The sequence below is a fragment of the Streptomyces sp. NPDC088554 genome (assembly GCF_044752945.1).
Taxonomy (GTDB): domain Bacteria; phylum Actinomycetota; class Actinomycetes; order Streptomycetales; family Streptomycetaceae; genus Streptomyces.
On record NZ_JBIVMF010000048.1, the window covers coordinates 1 to 24,493 of the forward strand.

Annotated in this window: 4 protein-coding genes; 2 read left to right on the forward strand and 2 right to left on the reverse strand. The window is 71.2% G+C overall.

The annotated features are described in order from the left end of the window. Positions 1-15,497: amino acid adenylation domain-containing protein (locus ACIP8W_RS30700; protein WP_402205649.1), on the reverse strand; the 15,497-nt coding region annotated here is incomplete at its 3' end. 171 nt (positions 15,498-15,668) lie between these two features. Further along, positions 15,669-17,384, reverse strand: coding sequence for a 2-isopropylmalate synthase (leuA, locus tag ACIP8W_RS30705; RefSeq protein WP_402205650.1), 1,716 nt, complete (start codon positions 17,382-17,384; stop codon positions 15,669-15,671). A gap of 405 nt (positions 17,385-17,789) precedes the next feature. On the opposite strand from leuA, the gene ACIP8W_RS30710 reads away from it, so the two are divergent. Further along, positions 17,790-18,002 carry an MbtH family protein gene (locus ACIP8W_RS30710; protein WP_401958554.1) on the forward strand — a complete coding sequence of 71 codons (213 nt, stop codon included), beginning with the start codon at positions 17,790-17,792 and terminating at the stop codon, positions 18,000-18,002. An 86-nt stretch (positions 18,003-18,088) separates the two neighbouring features. After that, a partial coding sequence (locus tag ACIP8W_RS30715) for an amino acid adenylation domain-containing protein (protein ID WP_402205652.1) occupies positions 18,089-24,493 on the forward strand: 6,405 nt, incomplete at its 3' end.

Below are 24,493 nucleotides of genomic sequence, written 5' to 3' on the forward strand. Positions count from 1 at the left end.
CAGTGGGCGATGCGGTTGGCGCGGGAGTTCAGCTCTGTGTAGGAGAGTTCCACGTCGCCCGCGACGACTGCCACGGTGTCGGGGGTGCGGGCCACCTGGGCTTCGAACAGATCGGGCAGACAACGCCCGGACCCGATGGCATCAGCCCCTGCACCCCATTCCTTGGTGAGGAGCGTGTGTTCCTGCGCGGTGAGGAGCTCGACGGTGCTGATGCGGCGGTGGGGTGTTTCGGTGAGTGTGGTGAGGAGCCGGATCCAGCGGTCGATCAGTGTCTCCACTGAGGTGCGGTCGAAGAGTTCGGTGGCGTATTCGACGAAGCAGTCGAGCCCGGCCTCGGTTCCGCTGACCGTGGGTTGTTCGGTGATGTTGAAGTAGAGGTCGAAGCGAGAGGTGCCGAGTGCGGCGCCCTGGACTTCCACGTCGAGTCCGGGGAGGGCGAACTGGGCGCGTGGTGCGTTCTGGAGCGCCAGCATGATCTGGAAGAGGGGGTGGTGTGCTGTGGAGCGGGTGGGGTTGACCTGTTCGACGAGGTATTCGAAGGGGACGTCCTGGTGGGCGTAGGCGGCGAGGTCGTTCTCCCGTACGCGGGCGAGGAGTTCTTCGAAGGTGGGGTCGCCGGAGACGTCGGTGCGCAGGACGAGCGTGTTGACGAAGAACCCGATGAGGTCTTCGAGTCCTTCGTCGGTACGGCCCGCGATGGGGCTGCCGAGGGGGATGTCCTCACCCGCTCCGATACGGGACAGCAGCGTGGCCAGTCCGGCCTGGAGCACCATGAAGAGCGTCACGCTGTGTCGACGGGCGAGCTTGACGAGGCCCTGGTGCAGTTCGGTGTCGATGGTGAAGGTGATGATGTCGCCCTGGTAGGAGGCGACGGCGGGCCTGGGCCGGTCGAACGGCAGCGGCAGCTGTTCCGGCAACGCGGCCAATGCATCGGCCCAGTAGGCGACTTGGCCTGCGAGGAGGCTGTCGGGGTCGTCGGTGCTGCCGAGGAGTTCTCGTTGCCAGAGGGTGTAGTCGGCGTACTGCACCGGCAGTGGTTCCCACTGGGGAGTGGTGCCCGCGCAGCGTGCTTCGTACGCCGTGGTCAGTTCGGTGGCCAGCGGTCGCAGCGACCAGCCGTCACCGGCGATGTGATGGACGACCGTGACCAGCATGTGCGCCGTGGGGCTCAGGGTCAGCAGCTCGGCGCGGATCGGAATCTCGCTGGAGAGGTCGAAGGCGTACCGTGCCGCACCGGTCAGCGCCGCTTCCAACGACTCCGCGTTGTCGATCTCGTGGGTCACGAAGGACGGTCGGGCTTCGTCTGCCGGCAGGACGCGCTGTGATGCGAGGCCGTCGTTCTCGGGGAAGACGGTGCGCAGGCTCTCGTGCCGGGCGATGACGTCGCCGAGTGCGGCTTCGAGTGCGGCCCGGTCGAGTTCTCCGGTGAGTTTCAGGACCAGGGGGATGTTGTAGGTGGCGGTGGGTCCCTGGAGTTTGTGCAGGAACCACATCCGCTGCTGCGCGAACGACAGCGGCACCACGTCGGGCCGGATGGCCGGGGTGAGTGCTGTGCGGACCGTACGGTCGCCGTCCAGCTGTGCCGCCAGGCCGGCGACGGTGGGTGTCTCGAAGAGGGCCTGGATGGAGAGTTCGGTGCTGAGAACGGTGCGGATGCGGCTGACCAGGCGGGTGGCGAGCAGGGAGTGCCCACCCAGGTCGAAGAAGCTGTCGTCGATGCCGACCGACGCGAGCCCCAGCACCTCGGCGAAGAGGGAGCAGAGCACCTCCTCGCGGGCGGTGCGCGGGGCGCGTCCGCCGGTGGTGGCGTAGTCGGGCGCGGGCAGGGCCCGGCGGTCCAGCTTGCCGTTGACCGTCAGCGGCAGCGCGTCCAGCAGCACCACGGCGGAGGGCACCATGAACTCGGGCAGCCGCTCGGCCACATGAGTCCGTAGCTCGGCAGGGTCGATCGTCATGCCGTCGCGGGGGACGGCGTAGGCCACCAGCCGCTTGTCGCCGGGGGCGTCCTCGCGGGCAATGACGGCCACCTGGGCAAGGTCGTCGTGCCGGGCGAGAACGGTCTCGATCTCGCCCAACTCCACTCGGAAACCGCGGATCTTGACCTGGTCGTCGGCGCGGCCCAGATACTCCAGTTCACCATCGCGGTTCCAGCGCACCAGGTCGCCGGTGCGGTACATCCGGGAGCCCGCCGGGCCGAACGGATCGGCCACGAAGCGCTCGGCACTCAGCCCCGGCCGGTCGAGGTAACCGCGTGCCACACCCACGCCCGCCGCGTACAGCTCGCCCGGCACGCCCGGCGCCACCAACTGGAGCCCGGCGTCGAGGACGTAGAGACGGATGTTGGGGATGGGGCCACCGATCGGTACCCGGGCGGGCCAGGTCGCGGAGTCCGGTTCCAAGGTGTGCCAGGAAACGATGTGCGTCTCGGCGGGACCGTACCCGTTGTGCAGCCGCCGGGGCGCGTGCGTGCCGTACTCGCGCAGCAGGCCGCCGACGGTGAACGCCTCGCCCGCCTGGAACACGTCGCGCAGGCTGGCGAGTTCCCGCCCGTCCTCGTGGGCGGCCTCCAGCAGGGCGTCGATCACCGAGGTCGGCGCGCAGAACTCGTTCACTTGGTACGTGTCGATCCAGGTGGCCAGCGTCCGGAAGTCCTGCCGCGCCTCGTCCGGAGGTACGGCCAGGGTCCGGCCGGAGATCAGCGCCGCCAGCGTCTCCTCCACCGAGACGTCGAAGCTCAGCGCGGCGAAGTGCGCTGTGCGCACACCGGGACCGCCCGGGGCCGCGGCGAGGTGCGTGGCCAGCATGTTCATCAAGCCCTGGGTGGGCATCACGATGGCCTTGGGGCGTCCGGTCGAACCCGAGGTGTAGATCACGTACGCCGGGTGCTCGGGGTGTGTCGGGCAGGTGCGGTCGGCGTCCGTCGGGTCGCCGTCCGGGAGATCGGCCAGCGCCGTCGCCCAGCCCGGTGTGTCCACCGCCTGGCACGGTACGCCCGAGCCCGACAGACGCTCCAGGAGGGCGGAAGTGGTGAGCAAGTACGCCGGTCGGGCGTCCTCCAGCATGAACGCCACGCGATCCGCCGGATACTCCGTGTCCACCGGCACATAGGCCGCGCCCGTCTTCAGCACGCCGAGGATCACGCCGATCAGCTCCACCGACCTCGGCAGTGCCAGCGCCACCACGTCCTCGGGGCCGACGCCCTGGGCGATCAGCCAGTGGGCGACGCGGTTGGCGCGGGCGTTCAGTTCCGTGTACGAGAGCTCCACGTCGCCCGCGACCACCGCCAACGCCTCGGGCGTACGGGCCACCTGGGCCTGGAAGGCATCGGGCAGCGAGTGTCCGGCCGCCGGGGTGATGTCGCCGCGTCCCCACTCCTCGGTGAGCAGTGTGCGTTCCTGGTCGGTGAGGAGGTTGATCGTGCTGATACGGCGTTCGGGGGTTTCGGTGAGTGTGATGAGGAGCCGGATCCAGCGGTCGATCAGTGTGCGTACCGAGGCCGGGTCGAAGAGTTCGGTGGCGTATTCGACGAAGCCGTCGAGTCCGGCCTCGGCTCCGCCGTCGGTGGACTGCTCGGTGATGTTGAAGAAGAGGTCGAAGCGAGAGGTGCCGAGAGGGGCGCCCTGGATCTCTACGTCGAGTCCGGGGAGGGCGAACTGGGCGCGTGGTGCGTTCTGGAGCGCCAGCATGATCTGGAAGAGGGGGTGGTGTGCTGTGGAGCGGGTGGGGTTGACCTGTTCGACGAGGTATTCGAAGGGGACGTCCTGGTGGGCGTAGGCGGCGAGGTCGTTCTCCCGTACGCGGGCGAGGAGTTCTTCGAAGGTGGGGTCGCCGGAGAGGTCGGTGCGCAGGACGAGCGTGTTGACGAAGAACCCGATGAGGTCTTCGAGCGCTTCGTCGGTACGGCCCGCGATGGGGCTGCCGAGCGGGATGTCCTCACCCGCTCCGATACGGGAGAGCAGGGCCGACAGACCTGCCTGGAGCACCATGAAGAGCGTGACGCCGTGTTCGCGGGCGAGCCGGGTGAGGCCCTGGTGCAGCTCCGCGTCCAGGGAGAAGGTGACGATGTCACCCTGGTAGGAGGCGACGGCGGGCCTCGGCCGGTCGAACGGCAGGGTGAGCTGGTCCGGCAGGCCGGCCAGCGCGTCGGCCCAGTAGGCGACCTGGCCCGCGAGGAGGCTGTCGGGGTCCTCGACATGGCCGAGGAGTTCTCGTTGCCAGAGGGTGTAGTCGGCGTACTGCACCGGCAGCAGATCCCACTCGGGAACACTGCTGCCCCGGCGGGCCTCGTACGCGGTGACGAGTTCCTGGGCGAGCGGCATCAGCGACCAGCCGTCGCACGCGATGTGGTGGATCGCGGTGACCAGCACATGTTCGCCGGATTCCGCCGCGAACAGCTCCGCGCGGATGGGGAGTTCGGCCGACAGGTCGAAGGTGTACCGTGCCGCTCCGGTCAGCGCCGCTTCCAACGACTCCGCGTTGCCGAGTTCGTGGACGATGAAGGGCGGCCGGGCTTCGCGCGCCGGCAGGATCCGCTGTGATGCGACGCCGTCGTTCTCGGGGAAGACGGTGCGCAGGCTCTCGTGCCGGGCGATGACGTCGCCGAGTGCCGCTTCGAGTGCGGCCCGGTCGAGTTCTCCGGTGAGTTTCAGGACCAGGGGGACGTTGTAGGTGGCGGTGGGTCCCTGGAGTTTGTGCAGGAACCACATCCGCTGCTGCGCGAACGACAGGGGAATGGTGTCGGGCCGGGTCGCGGGGGTGAGCGCGGTGCGGGCCCGGTCGCCGCTGTCGATGTTCGCGTCGAGGCCGGCGACGGTGGGTGTCTCGAAGAGGGCCTGGATGGAGAGTTCGGTGCTGAGGACGGTGCGGATGCGGCTGACGAGGCGGGTGGCGAGCAGGGAGTGGCCGCCGAGGTCGAAGAAGCTGTCGTCGATGCCGACGGAGGACACACCGAGCACTTCGGCGAAGAGGGAGCAGAGCACTTCCTCGCGCATGGTGCGCGGGGCGCGTCCGCCGGTGGAGGTGTAGTCGGGCGCGGGCAGGGCACGGCGGTCCAGCTTGCCGTTGACCGTCAGCGGCAGCGTCTCCAGCAGCACCACGGCCGACGGGACCATGAACGGAGGCAGCCGCCTGCCCAGTTCCGCGCGCAGATCGCCGACGAGCCTGCCGAGCCTGCGCGAGCCGCCCGGACTGTTGACCAGCTCCCGCAGTGCGACGCCGGCACGGGCGGGGCGGTGGACGCCGGTCAGGGCCCCGGTCCCGTCCTCGGATCCCTGGGGCAGGAACACCGCGTCGAAGAAGTCCAGCCCCCGGGGCGACCAGGTGGTGAGCACCCGGTAGCCCTGTGCCTCGCCCCAGGCCGTCACGGCCTCGGGGTCGATGCCGAGCTGCTGCTCTGCGCCGTCCGCGTGGCTCAGCAGGGCGGACACCTGAGTCACGGCCACCCCGCGCGTCAGCGCCTGGGCCGCCGAGACCTCACCGGAGACCCGTACGTTCACCAGGTCGGTGACGCGCACCGGGCCGGTGGCCGCGGCCAGTTCACGGGTCAGGTCCTCGACCGTACCGACGGCTCCGCCGGGGACGACCGGCAGCTCCGCCAGCGAAACCGGTGGCACGGAGGCCACTTCGGCCGCGGCCGGCCGGAGCGCGGTGTGGATCACCACCTCGTAGCGGTAGCGGGTCAGCTCGTTGTGCGCGGTGCCGCGCTTGAGCCGTACGTCGACGCCGGCGACCCCGTCCTGTTCCGCCGCCCACGCGGCGAAGAAGTCCGGGTCGACGACGAGTTCCTTGTCCTGGATCACCGCGTGCTCGACGGCCGCGCGGATCCGGGGGGTGTCGGCGTCCGTACCGGCCCGGCCGACCTGGACGGCGGTGTGCAGGGGGCGCAGCGCCCCCCGGTGCCGTATGTCACCGAGTACGATCCGGCCGCCCGGGGCGAGGAGCCCCACCGCGCCCGAGAGGACACGGGCCAGGTACTCCCCGTCGGGGAAGTACTGGACGACGGAGTTGACGACGATGGTGTCGAAGAAGCCGACCGGCAGTCCGCCGACTTCGTCCGCCGGTTGGCAGCGCAGTTCGATCCGGTCGGCCCAGGGGGCTGCGGCGACCTGGCGGCGCAGTCGGGCGACGACGGGAGCGGAGAAGTCGGTGGCCCAGTAGCTCTCGACCTCGGGGGCGACCGGGTCGAGCAACAGGCCTGTACCGACGCCGAGTTCGAGGACCCGGCGGGGAGCGGCCTCTAGGATCCGGTCGACGGCCGCCGCCCGCCAGTCGCTCATCTCCACCAGGGGGATCGGCTCGCCGGTGTAGGAGCTGTTCCAGCCCGCGAAGTCCGCGCCCAGCGCCACGTCGTCGGCCGTGTCCCGCCCGTACAGCGTGTCGTAGACCTCGCGCCACTCGGTGACCTGCCGGGTGCCCTCGTCCTCGCCGGGGCCGTCGGCCTCGGGGGCCGGCGCGGAGGTGTCGGCCGAGTCGGCGACCACGTACGCCACCAGGCGCTTGTCGCCGGGAGTGTCCTCGCGGACGATGACGGCGGCCTGGGCCACGCCCTGGGTGTCGAGCAGGGCAGCCTCGACCTCGCCGGGTTCGATACGGTGACCGCGGATCTTGACCTGGTCGTCGGCGCGGCCCAGGTACTCCAGTTCGCCGTCGCGGTTCCAGCGCACCAGGTCGCCGGTGCGGTACATCCGCGAGCCCGCGGGGCCGAACGGGTCGGCCGCGAACCGCTCGGAGGTGAGGCCGGGCCGGTCGAGGTAACCGCGTGCCACACCGGCGCCCGCGAGATACAGCTCGCCCGGCACACCGGGCGCGGCCAGTTGCAGGAACTCGTCGAGGACGTAGGCGCGTTCACCGTCCAGCGGGCGACCGATCGGGACGGTGACACCGAGGGAAGCCGCGTCGAGGACCGGGTGACAGGTGGCGTACACGGTGGTCTCGGTGGGGCCGTAGACGTCCACGATGGTGAGGTCGGGGCAGGCATCCTGCACACCGCGCACGGCGGCGGGCGAGACGGTCTCACCGCCGGACCACAGTTCACGCATCCCGGCGAAGGCCTCCGGGCACTGCTCTGCCATCGCGGCGAAGAGCCCGGAGGTGAGGAACATGCTGGTGACGCCCTGTGCGGCGATCACCTCACGCAGTACCTCCGGTTCGAGCCGCCCGACCGGGGCCACCACGATCCGCCCGCCGGAGAACAGCGGCGCGTACAGCTCGTAGGTGGAGGGGTCGAAGCCGTACGCGGTGTGGAACAGCACACGGGAGTGGGCGCCGCCGTTCCAGCGGTGGTCCAGCGCCAGGGCGGCCACGTTCGCCTGGGTGGTGACCACGCCCTTGGGCACACCGGAGGAGCCCGAGGTGTACATCACGTAGATGGGGAGTTCGGGGTGGATCGGCTCGTGGCGGTCGGCGTCGGTCAGGTCGGTGTCGGCCACCGCCTGCCACGCGGCCTCGGTTTCGAGGGTGTCGATGGCCGTGATGGGTGTGGTGGCGTCGGTGGGAAGCTTGGCGACGAGGTCGGTGGTGGTGAGGGTGAGAATCACACCGGCGTTGGAGAGCATCCAGGCGATGCGCTCCTCCGGGTAGTTGGGGTCGACGGGCACGTAGGCGCCGCCTGTCTTGGCGACCGCGAGAAGGACCGCGATGAGGTCGGGGGACCGGTCCAGGACCAGACCGATCCGCTGCTCGGGACGGGCGCCGTGGGCGACCAGCCAGTGGGCGATGCGGTTGGCACGGGCGTTCAGCTGCGCGTACGAGAGCTCCACATCGCCCGCGACCAGCGCCACCGCGTCGGGTGTGCGGGCCACCTGGGCCTCGAACAGGTCGGGCAGACAGCCGCCCGCGATGTCGATGCCACCACCGTGACCCCAGCCTTCCAGGAGTCGTGCGCGCTCGGAGGCGGTGAGCACATCGATCGCGCCCACCCGGCGTGCGGGTGCCTCCACCACGGCGTTCAGGAAGTGGGTCCACCGCTGGATCAGCGTCTCCACCGTGCTCTGGTCGAACAGTTCGGTGGCGTACTCGACGAAGCCGTCGAGTCCGGCCTCCGCCCCGCCCACCGAGGGCTCCTCGGTGACGTTGAAGTAGAGGTCGAAGCGGGAGGTGCCGAGCGCGGCGCCCTGGATCTGCACGTCGAGTCCGGGCAGGGCGAACTGGGCGCGCGGCGCGTTCTGCAGCGCCAGGGAGACCTGGAACAGCGGGTGGTAGGCGGCGGAGCGATGCGGATTCAGCTGCTCGACGAGGTACTCGAAGGGCACGTCCTGGTGGGCGTAGGCGGCGAGGTCGTTCTCCCGTACCCGGGCGAGGAGTTCCTCGAAGGTGGGGTCGCCCGAGACATCGGTGCGCAGGACGAGCGTGTTGACGAAGAACCCGATGAGCCCTTCGAGTCCTTCGTCGGTGCGCCCCGCGATCGGGCTGCCGAGCGGAATGTCCTCGCCCGCGCCGATGCGGGACAGCAGGGCCGCCAGTCCGGCCTGGAGCACCATGAAGAGCGTCACGTTGTGCCGGCGGGCGAGCCGGGCGAGGCCCCGGTGCAGGTCCGCGTCGATGGTGAAGGTGGTGACGTTGCCCTCGTAGGAGGCGACGGCGGGCCTCGGCCGGTCGAACGGCAGCGGCAGCTGCTCCGGAAGCGCGGCCAGCGCGTCGGCCCAGTAGGCGACTTGGCCCGCGAGGAGGCTGTCGGGGTCCTCGACACGGCCCATCAGCGCGCGCTGCCAGAGGGTGTAGTCGGCGTACTGCACCGCCAGCGGCTCCCACTGGGGAGCGGCATCGGCGCGACGGGCTTCGTACGCCGTGGTCAGTTCGGTGGCCAGCGGCCGCAGCGACCAGCCGTCACCCGCGATGTGGTGGATGACGACCAGCAGCACCGCCTCCGTCGGTGTCACTGTGAACAGAGTGGCCTGTACGGGCGCCTCGCTCGCGAGGTCGAAGCGGTGGCGGGCGGCGGTGGTCAGCTCGCGGTCGAGGTCCGCGCGGGCGACCGCGACGGTCGGCAGGGCGGCCGTGCCGTCGGCGACGGGCAGCACACACTGGGCGGGCACACCGTGGGTCTCGGGGAAGACGGTGCGCAGGCTCTCGTGCCGGGCGATGACATCGCCGAGCGCGGCTTCGAGCGCGGCCCGGTCCAGCTCACCCGTCAGCCGGAGCGCCAGCGGGATGTTGTACGTCGCGGAGGGGCCCTCCAGCTTGTGCAGGAACCACATCCGCTGCTGCGCGAACGACAGCGGCACCACGTCCGGCCTGGCCATGGGGGCCAGCGCCGTACGGACCGTACGGCCGCCGTCCAGCTGCGCCGCCAGGCCGGCGACGGTGGGTGTCTCGAAGAGGACCCCGATGGAGAGCTCGGTGCCGAGGACGGTGCGGATGCGGCTGACGAGGCGGGTGGCGAGCAGGGAGTGGCCGCCGAGGTCGAAGAAGCTGTCGTCGATGCCGACGGAGGACACACCGAGCACTTCGGCGAAGAGGGAGCAGAGCACCTCCTCGCGGGCGGTGCGCGGACCACGTCCGCCGGTGGTGGCGTAGTCGGGCGCGGGCAGGGCACGCCGGTCCAGCTTGCCGTTGACCGTCAGCGGCAGTGCGTCCAGCAGCACCATGGCGGAAGGCACCATGAACTCGGGCAATTTCTCCGCGAGTTCCTCGCGCAGCCGGGAGATGAGCGCGCCGAAGGCGCCGGACCGGCCCGGGGCGTTGACGAGCGCGCGCAGCCGTGCGCCGGTGCGGGCCCGCCGATGGACATCGGTGTACGCCTCGCCCGCGTCGGCGGCGGGCAGCAGCAGGGCGTCGTAGTGGTTCAGGTCCTCGGGCGACCAGGTGACCAGAACCCGCAGCCGGCGCTCCTCGCCCCAGGCGGTGAGCGCCTCGGGGTCGACGAGGACGCCCGGGGGCCGCTCGGTGAGGCAGGCGCGGACCCGGTCCAGCGGCGCGCCCTCGAACAGCAGAGCGGCGGCGGCCGTCTCGGCGGCGGTACGCGGGTTGACCAGGTCGGTCACCCGTACCGAGGTCCCCGGCGCGAGCTGACCGGCCAACTCCTCCAGTGAGTCGAGTGTGCGCCCCGGTATCACACGGGCGTCCGTCAGGGAGCGTACGGGCGCGGTGTGCAGGACGGCCTCGTACCGGTAGCGGGTCAGCTCGTTGTGCGGGGCACCTCGCTTCAGCCGTACGTCGACACCGGTCACCCCGGGCCGTTCCTCGGCCCAGGTGGTGAAGAAGTCCGGGTCGATGACGAGTTCCTTGTCGCGCAGCACGGCGTGCTCGACCGCCGCGCGCACCCGGCCCGACTGGCCCTCCGCGCCCGCGCGGCCGATCTGGACCGTCGAGTGCAGGGAACGCAGCGCGCCCTGATGCCGTACGTCACCCACCAGGATCCGGCCACCCGGGGCCAGCAACCCCAGCGCACCGTCCAGCACCCGGGCCAGATAGTCGCCGTTGGGGAAGTACTGGACCACCGAGTTGAGGACGATGATGTCGAAGTGCCCGGCGGGCAGGCCGTCGACCTGGTCGGCCGGCTGGCAGCGCAGGGTGACCCGGTCGGCCCACGGTGCGTCCGTGACCTGCCGCCGCAGCCGCTCGATCACCGGGGCGGAGAAGTCCGTACCCCAGTACTCCTCGGCCCCGACGACCAGCGGTCCCATCAGCAGACCGGTGCCCACACCGATCTCCAGGATCCGGCGCGGCGCGGACTCGGTGATCCGCGCCACCGCCGCGTCCCGCCAGTCACGCATCTCCGCGAGCGGGATGGGCTCACCGGTGTACGAGCTGTTCCAGCCCGTGAAGTCGGCGTCCAGCCCCCCGGCGCCGGCGGTTCCGGCCGCGTCGATGGTGTCCGTGCCGGGGCCGCTCGCGTAGAGGGTGTCGTAGATGTCCTGCCACTCGTCGACCTGCTCACCCGTCCGCAGCGCCTCCCCGCCACCGTCCTGCGAGTCGGCCGACTCCTCGGAACCGGCGACGACGTAGGCCACCAGACGCCTGTCACCCGGCGCGTCCTCACGGACGACGACCGCCGCCTGCGCGACCCCCGGCGACTGGAGCAGCGCCCGCTCGACCTCGCCCGGCTCGATCCGGAAGCCCCGGACCTTCACCTGGTCGTCCGCGCGGCCCAGGAACTCCAGCTCTCCGTCGCGGTTCCAGCGCACCAGGTCACCGGTGCGGTACATCCGCGTACCCGCGGGCCCGAACGGGCAGGCGACGAAGCGCTCGGCGCTCAGCCCCGGCCGGTCGAGGTAGCCGCGCGCCACACCCGCGCCCGCCACATACAGCTCACCCCCGACACCCGGAGCCACCAACCCCAGCCGCTCGTCCAGGACGTACACCTGCTTGTGGGTGACGGGCCGGCCGACCGGCACGGTCGCGGGGACCGGACGGGTCGGCTCCATGACCTGGAGGGTGGCGAAGGTCGTGGTCTCGCCGGGCCCGTAGCCGTTGATGACGACCAGGCCGGGACAGGCGTCCCGGACCTGCTGGACGGCGGTGGCCGGGACGGCCTCGCCGCCGGTGAAGACCTGCCGCATCCCGGCGAAGGCCGCCGGGCACTCCTCGGCCATCACCTTGAAGAGACCCACCGTGATCCACATCGAGGTGATGCGGTGGTCGGCGATGGCCCGGCGTATGTCCTCCACGTTCAGCCGGCCACGCGGAGCGACCACCACCTGACCACCGGTCAGCAGTGGTACCCAGAGCTCGTACGGCAGGGCGTCCCAGGCCGTCGGGGAGTGCAGGAGTACGCGTTCGGTGTGGCGTCCGACGGTCGCGTCGTCGGCCAGACTGATCACGTTGGCATGGGTGATCCCCAGCCCCTTGGGCCGGCCCGTGGAGCCGGAGGTGTAGATGACACAGGCGAGCTGCTCCGGGGCCGGGCGCGGGCCGTCGGCCGGGAACGCGGGAGCGTCCGCTGCGGGAAGCTCGCCGCCGTCGAGGACGAGGGCGCGCTCCTCGGGCAGGAACGCGGGGATCCGCTCGGCGTCGTCCGTCAGCAGGAGGGTGATGTCGTTGTCGGTCCACATCAGGTGGACCTGCTCGTCGGGGTAGCGGTCGTCGAGCGAGAGGTAGGCGGCGCCCGTCCTCACCACGGCGAGCACGGCGGTCACGAAGGCCGCGGAGCGCGGCATGGCCAGCGCCACCACCTGCCCGGCGGTCACCCCGCGCCCCCGCAGCACGGCGGCCAACCTCTCGGCACGGGCGTCGAGTTCGGCGTAGGTCAGGGTGAGATCGCCGTCGACGACAGCGGTGGCGTCCGGATGGCCGGCGGCCCTCTCCCGGAACGCCTCGGCCAGCGTCGCGGCGGGCACGGGACGGTCCTCGTCGGCGCTCTCGTTCCACCCCACCAGGAGCTGCTCGCGCTCCCGCGAGGTGAGTACGTCCAGGGTGGCGATCCGCTGCTCGGGATCGGCGGCCACAGCGGTGAGGAAGCGCACCCAACGGGCGGTGAGTGTGTCGATGGTGGCGGGGTCGAAGAGATCGGTGGCGAACTCGACCTGGCCACGCAGCCCCGCGGGGGCGCCGTCCTCATCGGTGCGCTCGGTGACGTGGAAGGAGAGGTCGAAGCGGGAGGTGCCGGTGCCGGCGTACTCGCGGCTCACCCTGAGGCCGGGGAGTTCGAAGTCGGCCTGCTCGTTGTTCTGGAGCACCAACGCGGTCTGGAAGAGCGCGTGGTGGGCGGGCGAGCGCCGCGGGTTGACCTCCTCGACGAGCTGCTCGAAGGGGATGTCCTGCTGCTCGTACGCGGTGAGGACGGTCTCACGGACCTGGGCGACGAGCTCGGCGAAGGTGGGGTCGGCCGAGGTGTCGGTGCGGATCACCAGCATGTTGACGAAGAAGCCGACCAGCCCGTGCAGGGCCTCGTCGGTGCGTCCCGCGACGCCGCTGCCCAGCGCGATGTCCTTGCCCGCGCCGAGCCGGGAGAGCAGGGCGGCCAGGCCCGCCTGGAGCACCATGAACAGGGTGACGTTGTGGCGGCGGGCCAGCTCCGCGAGCGCGCCGTGGAGCCGGGCGTCGATCTCGAACTCGGCGAGGTCGCCCCGGTAGGAGAAGACCGCCGGGCGGGGACGGTCGGCGGGCACCTCGATCCGCTCGGGCAGCTCGGCGAGCTGGGTGCGCCAGTAGTCGACCTGACGGGCGAAGAGACTGTCCGGGTTCTCCCGGTCGCCCAGCAGCTCCCGCTGCCACAGGGTGTAGTCGGCGTACTGCACCGGCAGCGGCTCCCACGCGGGGGCGGCGCCGCCGAGGCGGGCCTCGTACGCGGTGACCAGGTCCTTGGCGAGCGGTACGAGGGACCAGCCGTCGCAGGCGATGTGGTGGATGACCAGCGCAAGGACGTACTCGTCGGGGCCGGTGCGCAGCAGCCGGGGCCGCAGCGGGATCTCGGTGGCGAGGTCGAACGGGTGACGGGCCGCCTCGGCGAGCGCGTCCTGGAGATCCGCCTCGGGGATCTCCTCGACCGGCAGGGCGACCATGCTCCCGGCGACGGGCAGGATCGACTGGTACGGCCTGCCGTCGTCGTCCGGGAAGACGGTACGCAGGCTCTCGTGCCGCGCGACCACATCACCGAGGGCGGCTTCGAGCGCGATCCGGTCCAGGCCCCCGGAGAGCCTGAGGGCGAGAGGGATGTTGTACGTCGCGGAGGGGCCCTCCAGCTTGTGCAGGAACCACAGCCGATGCTGGGCGAAGGAGAGCGGCACCCGCTCAGGACGGGTGACGGGCGCGAGGGCGGCCCGAGCCGGGCGGCCGGTGTCCATGCCGTCGGCGAGCCCGGCCACGGTCGGCGTCTCGAACAGTCCCCGGATGGTGACCTCGACACCGAGGACGGTACGGACGCGGCTGACCAGTCGGGTGGCGAGCAGGGAGTGGCCGCCCAGGTCGAAGAAGCTGTCGTCGATGCCGACCGAGGGCAGGCTCAGCACCTCGGCGAAGAGGGAGCACAGGACTTCCTCGCGGGCGGTGCGCGGTCCGCGCCCGCCGCCGGGGGAGTAGTCGGGGGCGGGCAGGGCACGCCGGTCCAGCTTGCCGTTGACGGTCAGCGGCAGCGCGTCCAGGGGTACCACGGCGGAGGGAACCATGAACTCGGGCAGGTGCCGGCCCGCGTGGGTACGCAGGGCGGCCGGGTCGAGGGTGCCGGCGCCCGCGGCGCCCGCGGCGACGACGTATGCCACCAGCCGTTTGTCGCCCGGGGTGTCCTCACGGACCACCACCGCGACCTGGCCGACCGCGTCGTGGCGGGCGAGCACCGCCTCGACCTCACCGGGTTCGATGCGGAAGCCGCGGATCTTGGCCTGGTCGTCGGAGCGGCCCATGAAGACGAGGTCGCCGCCACGGGTCCAGCGGGCCAGGTCACCGGTGCGGTACATGCGCGAGCCGGGCGGGCCGAACGGGTCGGCGAGGAACCGCTCGGTGCTCAGACCCGGCCGCCGGACATAGCCGCGTGCCATGCCCGCGCCCGCGACGTACAGCTCGCCCGACACACCGCGCGGGACCGGCCGCAGCCGGGCGTCCAGGACGTAGACGCGCTTCCCGGCGACGGGCCTGCCGATCGGGACGGGCTCCCCGGCGGCGTAGGAGTCCCGCACCGGGTGCAGGGTGGCGAAGGTGGTGGTCTCGCCGGGGCCGTAGGCGTTGACGACCGTGGTGTCCGGGCACACGTCCCGGACCTGCTGGACGGCGGTGGCCGGGACCGCCTCACCGCCGGTGAGGACCTGGCCGACCGAGGAGAAGGCGTCCGGGGACTCCTCGGCCATGACCTTGAAGAGCCCTGCGGTGATCCACAGCGCCGTGATCCGCTTCTCGATCAGTACGTCACGCAGGGCGGCCACGTCCAGTCGGCCCTGCGGGGCGATGACCACGCGTCCGCCGGTCAGCAGCGGCACCCACAGCTCGTACGGCAGGGCGTCCCAGGCGGTGGGCGAGTGCAGCAGGACCCGCTCGGTGTGGCGGGCGACGGTGGGGTCCTGGGACAGGGCGAGGATGTCGGCGTGCGTGATGGCGAGGCCCTTGGCGAGACCCGTGGAGCCCGAGGTGTAGATGACACAGGCGAGTTGGCCGGGGGAGACCGGGACGAGGGGGCCGGTCTCCGCGAGCCCGGCGTCGGTGGGATCGGAGCCTTCCGGGAGGATCAGCGTCTGCTTCTCGGGGACGAACTCCGGTACGCGCGCGATGTCGTCCGTGAGCAGCAGGGCGATGTCGTTGTCGTCCCACATCAGACGGATCTGCTCGTCCGGGTAGCGGTCGTCCAGGGAGACGTACGCCGCGCCCGCCTTGATCACGGCCAGGATCGCCACGACGAACCCGATGGAGCGCGGTATCGCGACGGCCACGACCTGTTCCCGGTCGACGCCTCGCGCGCGCAGTACGGCCGCCAGACGGCTCGAACGGGCGTCCAGTTCCGCGTAGCTGACGGTGCGTCCCTCGTGGTCGAGGGCGACGGCCTCGGGGGCGGTCGCGACCCGGTGGGCGAATCCCCCGAGGAGGGTGCCGAGGGGGAGGCCCGGGTGGGTGTGACCGGAGGGCGCGCTCTTCATCTACGACTCCTTGATTCAACAGGCCGGCAGCGATCGATCACTCTGCTGGTACACGGCCGCGACAACGGGGCTCGGGGAGGCTGGGGAAACCGGGGACGGCCCAGCCGTGGGGGGGAAGGCCCGGGACCGCCGGGCGACTGGAACGGACCGCGAACGAGCGGCCGGGGTGGGTCAGTCCATGGCCGACAGGCGGTTGACGGCACAGACGACGGCGCGCAGTGAGGCGTGGGCCGGGTCGGGGTCGAGGGCGGCACCCCAGACGACCCGGTCCCCCCGGCACACCGACGCGTACGCCCCGAATCCGGTGCCCCCGCCCTCGGTGTCCCTGGCGGGGGCGAGCGGGTGATGGGTGACCGAGCCCAGGCTCAGCCCGGTGTACCCGGCGGTGTCCAGCGCGTCCAGCAGGGCGGCGACGAGGTCCGCTCCGCTGCCCTTGAACTCGACGGGCCGGCCGAGGACCAGTGCGCGGCAGGTGAGGTGCCGGATCCCGTCGTCGACGGACGGGGCGACCAGGAACTCGCTCACCTCCAGAGGGGAGCAGACGTCCAGGTACTGCCGGCGGAACAGCTTCCAGATGACCTCGGCGGATATCTCGCCGCCGTCCGTGTCGGTGGCCTCCTGGACGGCCTGCGCGAACTCGACCTGGATGCCGCGCTCCAGCTCCAGCTGGTACTTGGTCCTCAGCACGTAGGCCACACCGCCCTTGCCGGACTGCGAGTTCACCCGGATCACCGCCGTGTAGTCCCGGCCGATGTCCTCGGGGTCGATCGGCAGGTACGGAACCGCCCAGGGAACCTCCCGGACAGCCCCGGTCTCCCCGGCCTCCAGCGCTTCCCGCTGCTCCCGGGCCAGCGCCTCGTATCCCTTTTTGATGGCGTCCTGATGCGATCCGGAGAAGGCGGTGTGGACCAGTTCGCCCGCGTAGGGGTGGCGCGGGTGTACGGGAATTCCTGTGCAATCCTCGACGGTCGAGACCAGGGTGGGTATATCGGACAGATCCACCATGGGGTCGATTCCCTGGGTGTGCAGATTCAGTCCCAGGGTGACCAGATCAACGTTTCCGGACCGCTCTCCGTTTCCGAAGAGACATCCCTCGACCCGTTCCGCGCCGGCCAGCAGCGCCAGTTCGGTGGCTGCCACGGCGGTGCCCCGGTCGTTGTGCGGGTGCACCGAGAGAATCAGCGCGTCACGGCGGGACAAATTGCGGTGCATCCATTCGATCTGGTCGGCATATATGTTTGGCGTCGACATTTCGACCGTCGCCGGAAGATTGAGGATCATTCGGTTCTCGGGAGTCGGCTGCCAGACCTCGGCGACCGCGTCGCATATGTCCAGGGCGAAGTCGAGCTCCGTGCCGGTGAAGGACTCGGAGGTGTACTCGTAGCGGATGTGGGTGTCGGGAAGGCGCTCGGCGAGATCCGAACAGAGGCGGGTGCCGCGCACCGCGAGCTCCTTGATCTGGGCGCGGTCCATCCCGAAGACGACCTCCCGCTGGAGGCAGGAGGTCGAGTTGTACAGGTGGACGATGGCGCACCGGGCGCCCCGCAGGGAGTCGTAGGTCCGCCGGATCAGCTCCTCGCGCGCCGGCGTGATCACCTGGATGGTGACATCGTCGGGGATCAGGTCTTCCTCGATCAGACGGCGGACGAAGTCGTAGTCCGTCTGGCTGGCCGCCGGGAATCCGACTTCGATCTCTTTGTAGCCCATGCGGACCTGGAGGTCGAACAGCCTCTCCTTGCGCGCGGAGTCCATGGGTACGGCCAGCGCCTGATTACCGTCCCGCAGATCCACCGGACACCACTGCGGCGCCTCGCCGATCACATGGAACGGCCAGGTACGGCTCGGGAGGTCGACCGGAGAATATGTCCGGTATTTCCCGAAGGGCATACCCGAAGGAAGCTGCAACTGGGGTTTACCCAGAGGACTGTACTTCGGCATCAGAGTTCGCTTTCTGCTTGTCGGTGGCGGCACGAAAAGGCCAACGGCGAAAGCCTCCACCAGTTCTCGTGTTCGACCACACCGGGCAGAACACTACGGTGGAACTCTGCTGGTGGAGAGATAATGAGGGGGAGTCGGGCAGTCTCCCCTAGGGGGTCTTGCCTCATCTTTAGGGGGTGCGGGAACCGATAGGGGTTGCCCTGCTCTCCGGGCGCCGAACAGAGTGGGGACCCGGAACGGAAACCGGGTCGAGCATCCCGGGCGGGCGGACACCCGCGAAAGCGCAAAAACCTCTTTTCTCCATGCTCACCCCCATTATTTACGCCCCGAATTTCCTGGACTTGGGAGAAACAGATGACGAATCCGTTCGAGAACCCGGACGGCACCTACTACGTCCTGGTGAACGACGAGGGCCAGCACTCGCTCTGGCCGAGCTTCGCCGACGTACCCGCCGGCTGGACCAAGGCATTCGGCGAGGCGGGCCGTGAGGAGTGCCTCACGTACGTCAACGAGAACTGGACGGACATGCGCCCCAAGAGCCTCGTGGCGCAGATGAACGAGGGCTGACCCCCACTTCCGGACACCGCTCCATGGACCGCTCCGGTGACACGGGGGCGTTCCGTCTCACATCCCTGGCACGAAGGAGTACCGAAGTGGACGGCGAGCAGATCGCGCTGCCTCTCACCGCCGGACAGCGAGAAATCTGGCTCGCCGAACAGAACAGCCCGTCGCCGACGCCCCGTTTCCGGCTCTCCGAATGTGTGGAGATACACGGTTCCGTCGACGAGCAGGCGTTCGAGCAGGCGCTGCGGTCCGTGCTGTCCGCCTGCGCGGCGCTGCACGTCCGCTTCGTCGAAACCCCCGACGGAGTACGGCAATTGGCCGTACCGGAGGGCGACTGGGAGCTGCGGCTCCTGGACTTCGGCCAGGAGCCGGACCCCGAGTCGGCCGCCGACACCTGGCTGGCCGCCGACCGGGCCCGTCCCCTGGACCTCACCACGGACCCGCTCTTCGAACACACACTGCTGCGGCTCGGCCCCGACCGGTACTTCTGGGTGCTGAGCAACCACCACATCGTGCTCGACGGCTACAGCCTCAAGCTGATCATCGAGCGGGTCGCGGACCGCTACTCCGCGCTGCTGCGGGGTCCGGACGCCATCGACGACATCTCCTTCGGGCCGTTCGCCGCGTTCGTCGCCTCCGACGACGCGTACCAGAACTCCCCCGCCCGGCGGCAGGACCGGGAGTTCTGGCAGCGGTCCGTCCCCGGCCTCACCGACTCCGTACTCCTGCCGAGCGGCTCCCGGCCCGCCGGCGACCCCGTGCACCGCACCGGGCGCCTCTCCCCGGAGGCGTCGACGCGGCTGGCCGCGTATGAGGGCGCGGTCGGCGAGGGATGGTCGCGGGTGGTGGTCGCGGCCACCGCCGCCTACCTCCAGGCGCTCACCGGGGCGCCGGAGGTCACCTTCGGCCTCACCATGACCGGTCGTACCGACGACGTACCGGGCGCCGTCCCCGGCATGCTCTCCAACGTGCTGCCGATACGGATCACCACCGAACCCGGCCTCACCCACCGGGATCTGGTACGCCAGGCGGCGGCCCGGATCGGCGAACTCCGGCGCCACCAGCGCTACCGGGGCGAGGACGTCCTGCGCGACCACGGCCTGCCCGGCGCCGTCTCCACCCGGCTGCTGCCGGTGCTCAACATCCGCCGCTTCGAGGACATCCGCTTCGGAAACGTCCGGGCCCGGATGCGCGACAGCGCCAGCCGCTCCACCGCGCTGATGCTCCAGGTCTGGGGCGGCACCGGCGGCGCGGGCCTCGCCGTCGACATGGACACCGACGGCACCTTCCGCGCGGAGGAGGTGGAGGCGCACAAGAGCGCCTTCCACACGGTGCTGGAGCGCGCGCTGCTCACCTCTCCGGACGTCCCGATCGGCCGCGTCTCCGCACTGCGCGGTACCGAACGGCGCCGGATGCTCACCGAGTGGAACAACCGGAAACCCGGCGAGGAGCCGTCGCCCGTCGCCGACGCCCCCGGCATGACCCTCCCGGACCTCTTCGAGGCCCAGGCGGCCCGTTCCCCGAAGGCGCCGGCCGTCGTCCACGACGGGACCGTGCTGTCGTACGGAGAGCTCGACGCCCGCGCCGACCGGCTCGCCCGGCACCTTTGCGCGCAGGGCGTGGGCCCCGGAGCGCCGGTCGCCGTACTGCTGGAGCCCGGGGTCGAGCTGCCGGTGGCGCTGCTCGGCATCCTGAAGGCCGGCGGCACGTACGTACCGGTGGACCTGCGCTACCCGGCGGAGCGGATCGCCCATGTGCTGCGGGACAGCGGGGCCACCCGCGCGGTGGTCGGCGAGCGGGGCCGGGACCGGCTCGCGGAGCTCGACGACTGGCCGGGACGGGAGGTCGTGCTCGCGGAGGCGCTGGCCGGACCGGACGCCCCCGCTGCCCCGCCCGTACGGCGGCCCCTGCCCTCGGACGCCGCCTACGTCATCTACACCTCCGGATCGACCGGGTCGCCCAAGGGCGTCGTCGTACCGCACCGCAACGTGGTGGCGCTCTTCGCCGCGACCGCGGAACGATTCGGCGGGTTCGGCCCCGACGACGTGTGGAGCTGGTTCCACTCGGTGGCTTTCGACTTCTCCGTATGGGAGCTGTGGGGCGCGCTGTTGCACGGCGGACGCGTCGTGGTGGTGCCCACCGAAGTGACCCGCTCGCCCGGCGAGTTCGTGGAGCTGCTGGAGCGCGAGCGGGTGACGGTGCTGAGCCAGACACCGTCCGCGTTCTCCCAACTGCTGGAGGCCGGGGAAGGCCGGCCGGACTGGGCCGCGCGACTGCGCGCGGTCGTCTTCGGCGGGGAGGCGCTGGACCCCGCGCGCCTGTCCGCCTGGTTCTCCCGTCCGGACACGGCGGACACCCGGCTGATCAACATGTACGGCATCACCGAGACCACCGTGCACGTCACCTTCCAGGAGCTGACCGCGGCGGACACCACGGCCGGGAGCCTGATCGGCCGCGCGCTGCCCGGCCTGGACGTGTACGTCCTCAACGACCTGCTGGAGCCGGTGCCGACCGGGGTGGCGGGCGAGCTGTACGTCGCGGGTCACCAGGTGGCGCGTGGCTACGCGGGCCGCCATGGCCTGACCGCCGAGCGGTTCGTGGCCTGCCCGTTCGGCCCGCCCGGCGCGAGGATGTACCGCAGCGGGGACCGGGCCGCGTGGACCGCGGACGGCCGCCTCGTCTTCGCCGGACGCGCCGACGACCAGGTGAAGATCCGCGGCTTCCGCATCGAACCCGGCGAGGTGGAGGCGGCGCTCCGCGCCCACCCCCGGGTGGCGCAGGCGGCGGTCACGGTACGCGAGGACACCCCCGGCGACCGGCGACTGGTGGCCTACGCCGTCCCGCGCGACGACACGACGGCCGACCCCGCCGAGCTACGCGCCCACCTGGCCGGGCGGCTGCCCGAGTACCTGGTGCCCTCGGCGGTGCTGCTGCTGGACGCGCTGCCGATGACCGTCAACGGCAAGCTGGACCGCCGGAGCCTGCCCGCACCGGACCACACCCGGTCGGGCCGGGCACCGCGCGGACCCCGCGAGGAACTCCTGTGCTCCCTCTTCGCCGAGGTGCTGGGGGTCGCGTCGGTCGGCATCGACGACAGCTTCTTCGACCTCGGTGGCCACTCCCTGCTCGCCACCCGCCTCGTCAGCCGGATCCGCTCGGAACTGGGGGTGGAGACCTCGATCCGGACCCTGTTCGAGGAACCCACGGTGGCCGGTCTGGCGGAGCGGGTCGGCACCGGGGACCGGGCCCGGCACGCGCTGCTCCCGGTGGAGCGGCCCGAGGAGGTGCCGCTCTCCTTCGCCCAGCGGCGGCTGTGGTTCCTGCACAAGCTGGAGGGGCCCTCCGCCACGTACAACATCCCGCTCGCGCTGGCGCTCTCCGGCGAACTGGACCCGGCGGCGCTCGAAACGGCCCTGGCCGACGTGGTCGCCCGGCACGAGAGCCTGCGCACGGTCTTCCCCGAGACCCACGGCAGGCCCTACCAGCGGATCCTGCCCGCCGACGAGGCACGCCCCGTGTTCACCACGGCCCACGTGGCCGACGGAGCGGAACTCGCTCTGGCACAGGCGCAGGCGGCCCGTTACGGCTTCGGCCTGGCCACCGAAGTCCCGGTCCGCGCCTCCCTGTTCACCACCGGACCGACCGAGCACGTCCTGCTGCTCGTCGTGCACCACATCGCCTGCGACGGCTGGTCCCTGGTGCCGCTCGCCCGCGATCTGGTCACCGCGTACACCGCCCGGCGGGACGGCCACGCCCCCGTGTGGGAGCCGCTGCCGGTGCAGTACGCCGACTACACCCTCTGGCAGCGGGAGCTGCTGGGCGACCGCGAGGACCCGGAGAGCCTGTTCTCCCGGCAGTCGGAGCACTGGGAGCGGACACTGGCCGGTCTGCCGGAGCGGCTGCCACTGCCCTTCGACCGGCCCCGGCCCGCGATGGCCTCGTACCGGGGCGAGCTGGCGCCGCTCACGGTCGACGCCGAGCTGCACCGACGGCTGGAACAGCTGGCCCGCGAACACAACGTGACGTTGTTCATGGTGCTCCAGGCGGCGCTGGCGGCGCTGCTGTCCCGGCTCGGCGCCGGGGACGACGTGCCGCTCGGCTGCGGTGTGGCCGGCCGCACCGACGAGGCACTGGACCCGCTGATCGGGTTCTTCGTCAACATGCTGGTGATGCGCACCGACACCTCGGGCAACCCGTCGTTCGGGGAGCTGCTGCGGCAGGTGCGGGAGACCACACTGACCGCCTACGACCACCAGGACACCCCGTTCGAACGGCTGGTGGAGGAGCTGAACCCGCAGCGCTCACCCGCCCACCACCCTTTGTTCCAGACCGCGTTGGTGCTCCAGAACAACGAGCAGGCCGACTTCGACCTGCCCGGCCTGCGGGTACGCCGCCAGTTCGCCGGAACCGGCACCGCCCGCTTCGACCTCTTCTTCAGCGCCACCGAACAGCGGACAACCGACGGCGAGCCCGACGGGCTCGTCGGCGCGGTGGAGTTCGCCACCGACCTCTTCGCCCCCGAGACCGTGACGGGGCTGATCGACCGCTGGGTCCGGCTGCTGGACGCCGTCGCCGCCGACCCCGAGCGCCCCATCGGCGACGTCGAGCTGCTCACCGAACCGGAGCGGAACCGGGTCGCCGCCGAGTGGAGCGACGGCGGACCGGTGGCCGACCCCACCACCGTGGTCGACCGCTTCCAGGCCCAGGCGGCCCGTACACCCGAGGCGGCGGCGCTGGTCGCGGGCGAAGTGGAGCTTTCGTACCGCGAGTTGAACGCCCGCGCCAACCGGATCGCACGCTGGCTGACCGCCCGGGGCATCGGACCGGAGCAGCGCGTCGGGCTGGTCCTGGAACGCTCCGTCGACCTGATCCCGGTGCTCCTCGGCATCCTCAAGACCGGCGCGGCCTATCTGCCGATCGACCCCGAGTACCCCGCCGAGCGCATGGCCTGGATGCTCGCGGACGCGGCCCCCGCGCTGCTGCTCACCACCGACGCCCTGGCCGACCGGCTGCCGCCCGAGGGGCTGCCCGAGACCGTCCGTATCGACGGCGCGGACACCCGGGCCGCCTGGCAGGCCTGCGCGGACACCGACCTGGCCGACACCGAACGGCGCGGCGCGCTGCGCCCGGAGCTCCCGGCGTACGTGATGTACACCTCGGGCTCCTCCGGTGTGCCCAAGGGCGTCATCACCACCCAGGCCAATGTGGCCGCCCTGGCGCTGGACCACCGCTGGAGCGGCGGCGCCCACGCGTGTGTCCTGTTCCACTCCCCCTACGGCTTCGACGCCTGCACCTACGAGATCTGGGCGCCGCTGCTGTCCGGCGGGCGGGTCGTGGTGGCCCCGGCCGGCCGGCTCGACACCTGGGTGCTGCGCGCCCTGATCGACGAGAATCAGGTGACCGGGGTCTTCCTGACCACCGGTCTGTTCACGGTCATGGCGGAGGAGCACCCGGACGCCTTCGCCCGGGTACGGGAGGTGTGGACCGGCGGCGAAGCCGTGCCGCCCCGCGCGGTGCGGGCGGTCATGGAGGTGTGCCCGAGGACCAGGGTGATCGACGTCTACGGCCCGACCGAGACCACCACCTTCGCCACCTGCCACCCCCTGCCCGGGATCCCGGCGCTGGAGGCCGTCCTGCCGATCGGCCGCCCCATGGACGGTATGCGGGCGTATGTGCTGGACGAGCGGCTGGGGCTGGTGGCTCCGGGTGTGGCGGGTGAGCTGTATCTGGCGGGCGCGGGTGTGGCACGCGGCTATCTGAACCGTCCGGGACTGAGCGCGGAACGCTTCACCGCCGACCTGTTCGGCCCGCCCGGCACCCGCATGTACCGCACCGGCGACCTGGTGCGCTGGAACCGCGACGGGGAGCTGGAGTTCCTGGGCCGCGCGGACGACCAGGTGAAGATCCGCGGCTTCCGGATCGAACCCGGTGAGGTCGAGTCTGTGTTGTTGCAGTCTTCGGGGGTGGCGCAGGCGGCGGTGGTTGTCCGTGAGGACGCGCCGGGTGATAAGCGTCTGGTGGCCTATGTGGTTGCTGGTTCGGAGGAGTTGGCGGATTCGCGGGATGGTTCCGGTGTGGGGGAGGCCGGGCGGGCGGGTGAGCAGGTCGAGGAGTGGCGGGATGTTTACGACACTCTGTATGCCGATGGTTCGGACACCGGTGGCACTGGTGGCACTGGTGGCGTTGGTGCTGGTGGGTTGCTGCAGGCTGATTTCACGGGGTGGAACAGTTCGTACTCCGGTGAGCCTATTCCGCTTGCGGAGATGCGGGTGTGGCGGGACGCGGCGGTGGCGCGGGTGGTGGAGTCGGCTCCGCGGCGGGTTCTGGAGATCGGTGTGGGTACCGGTCTGCTGATGGGTCCGGTGATCGCTGGAACCGGCGCCGGCGCCGGAACGGGAACTGGAACCGGTGCTGGTGCTGATGTCGGTGCTGGTGCTGGTGCTGGTGTCGGGACGGGGGTGGAGGAGTACTGGGGTACGGATTTCTCGGCTCCG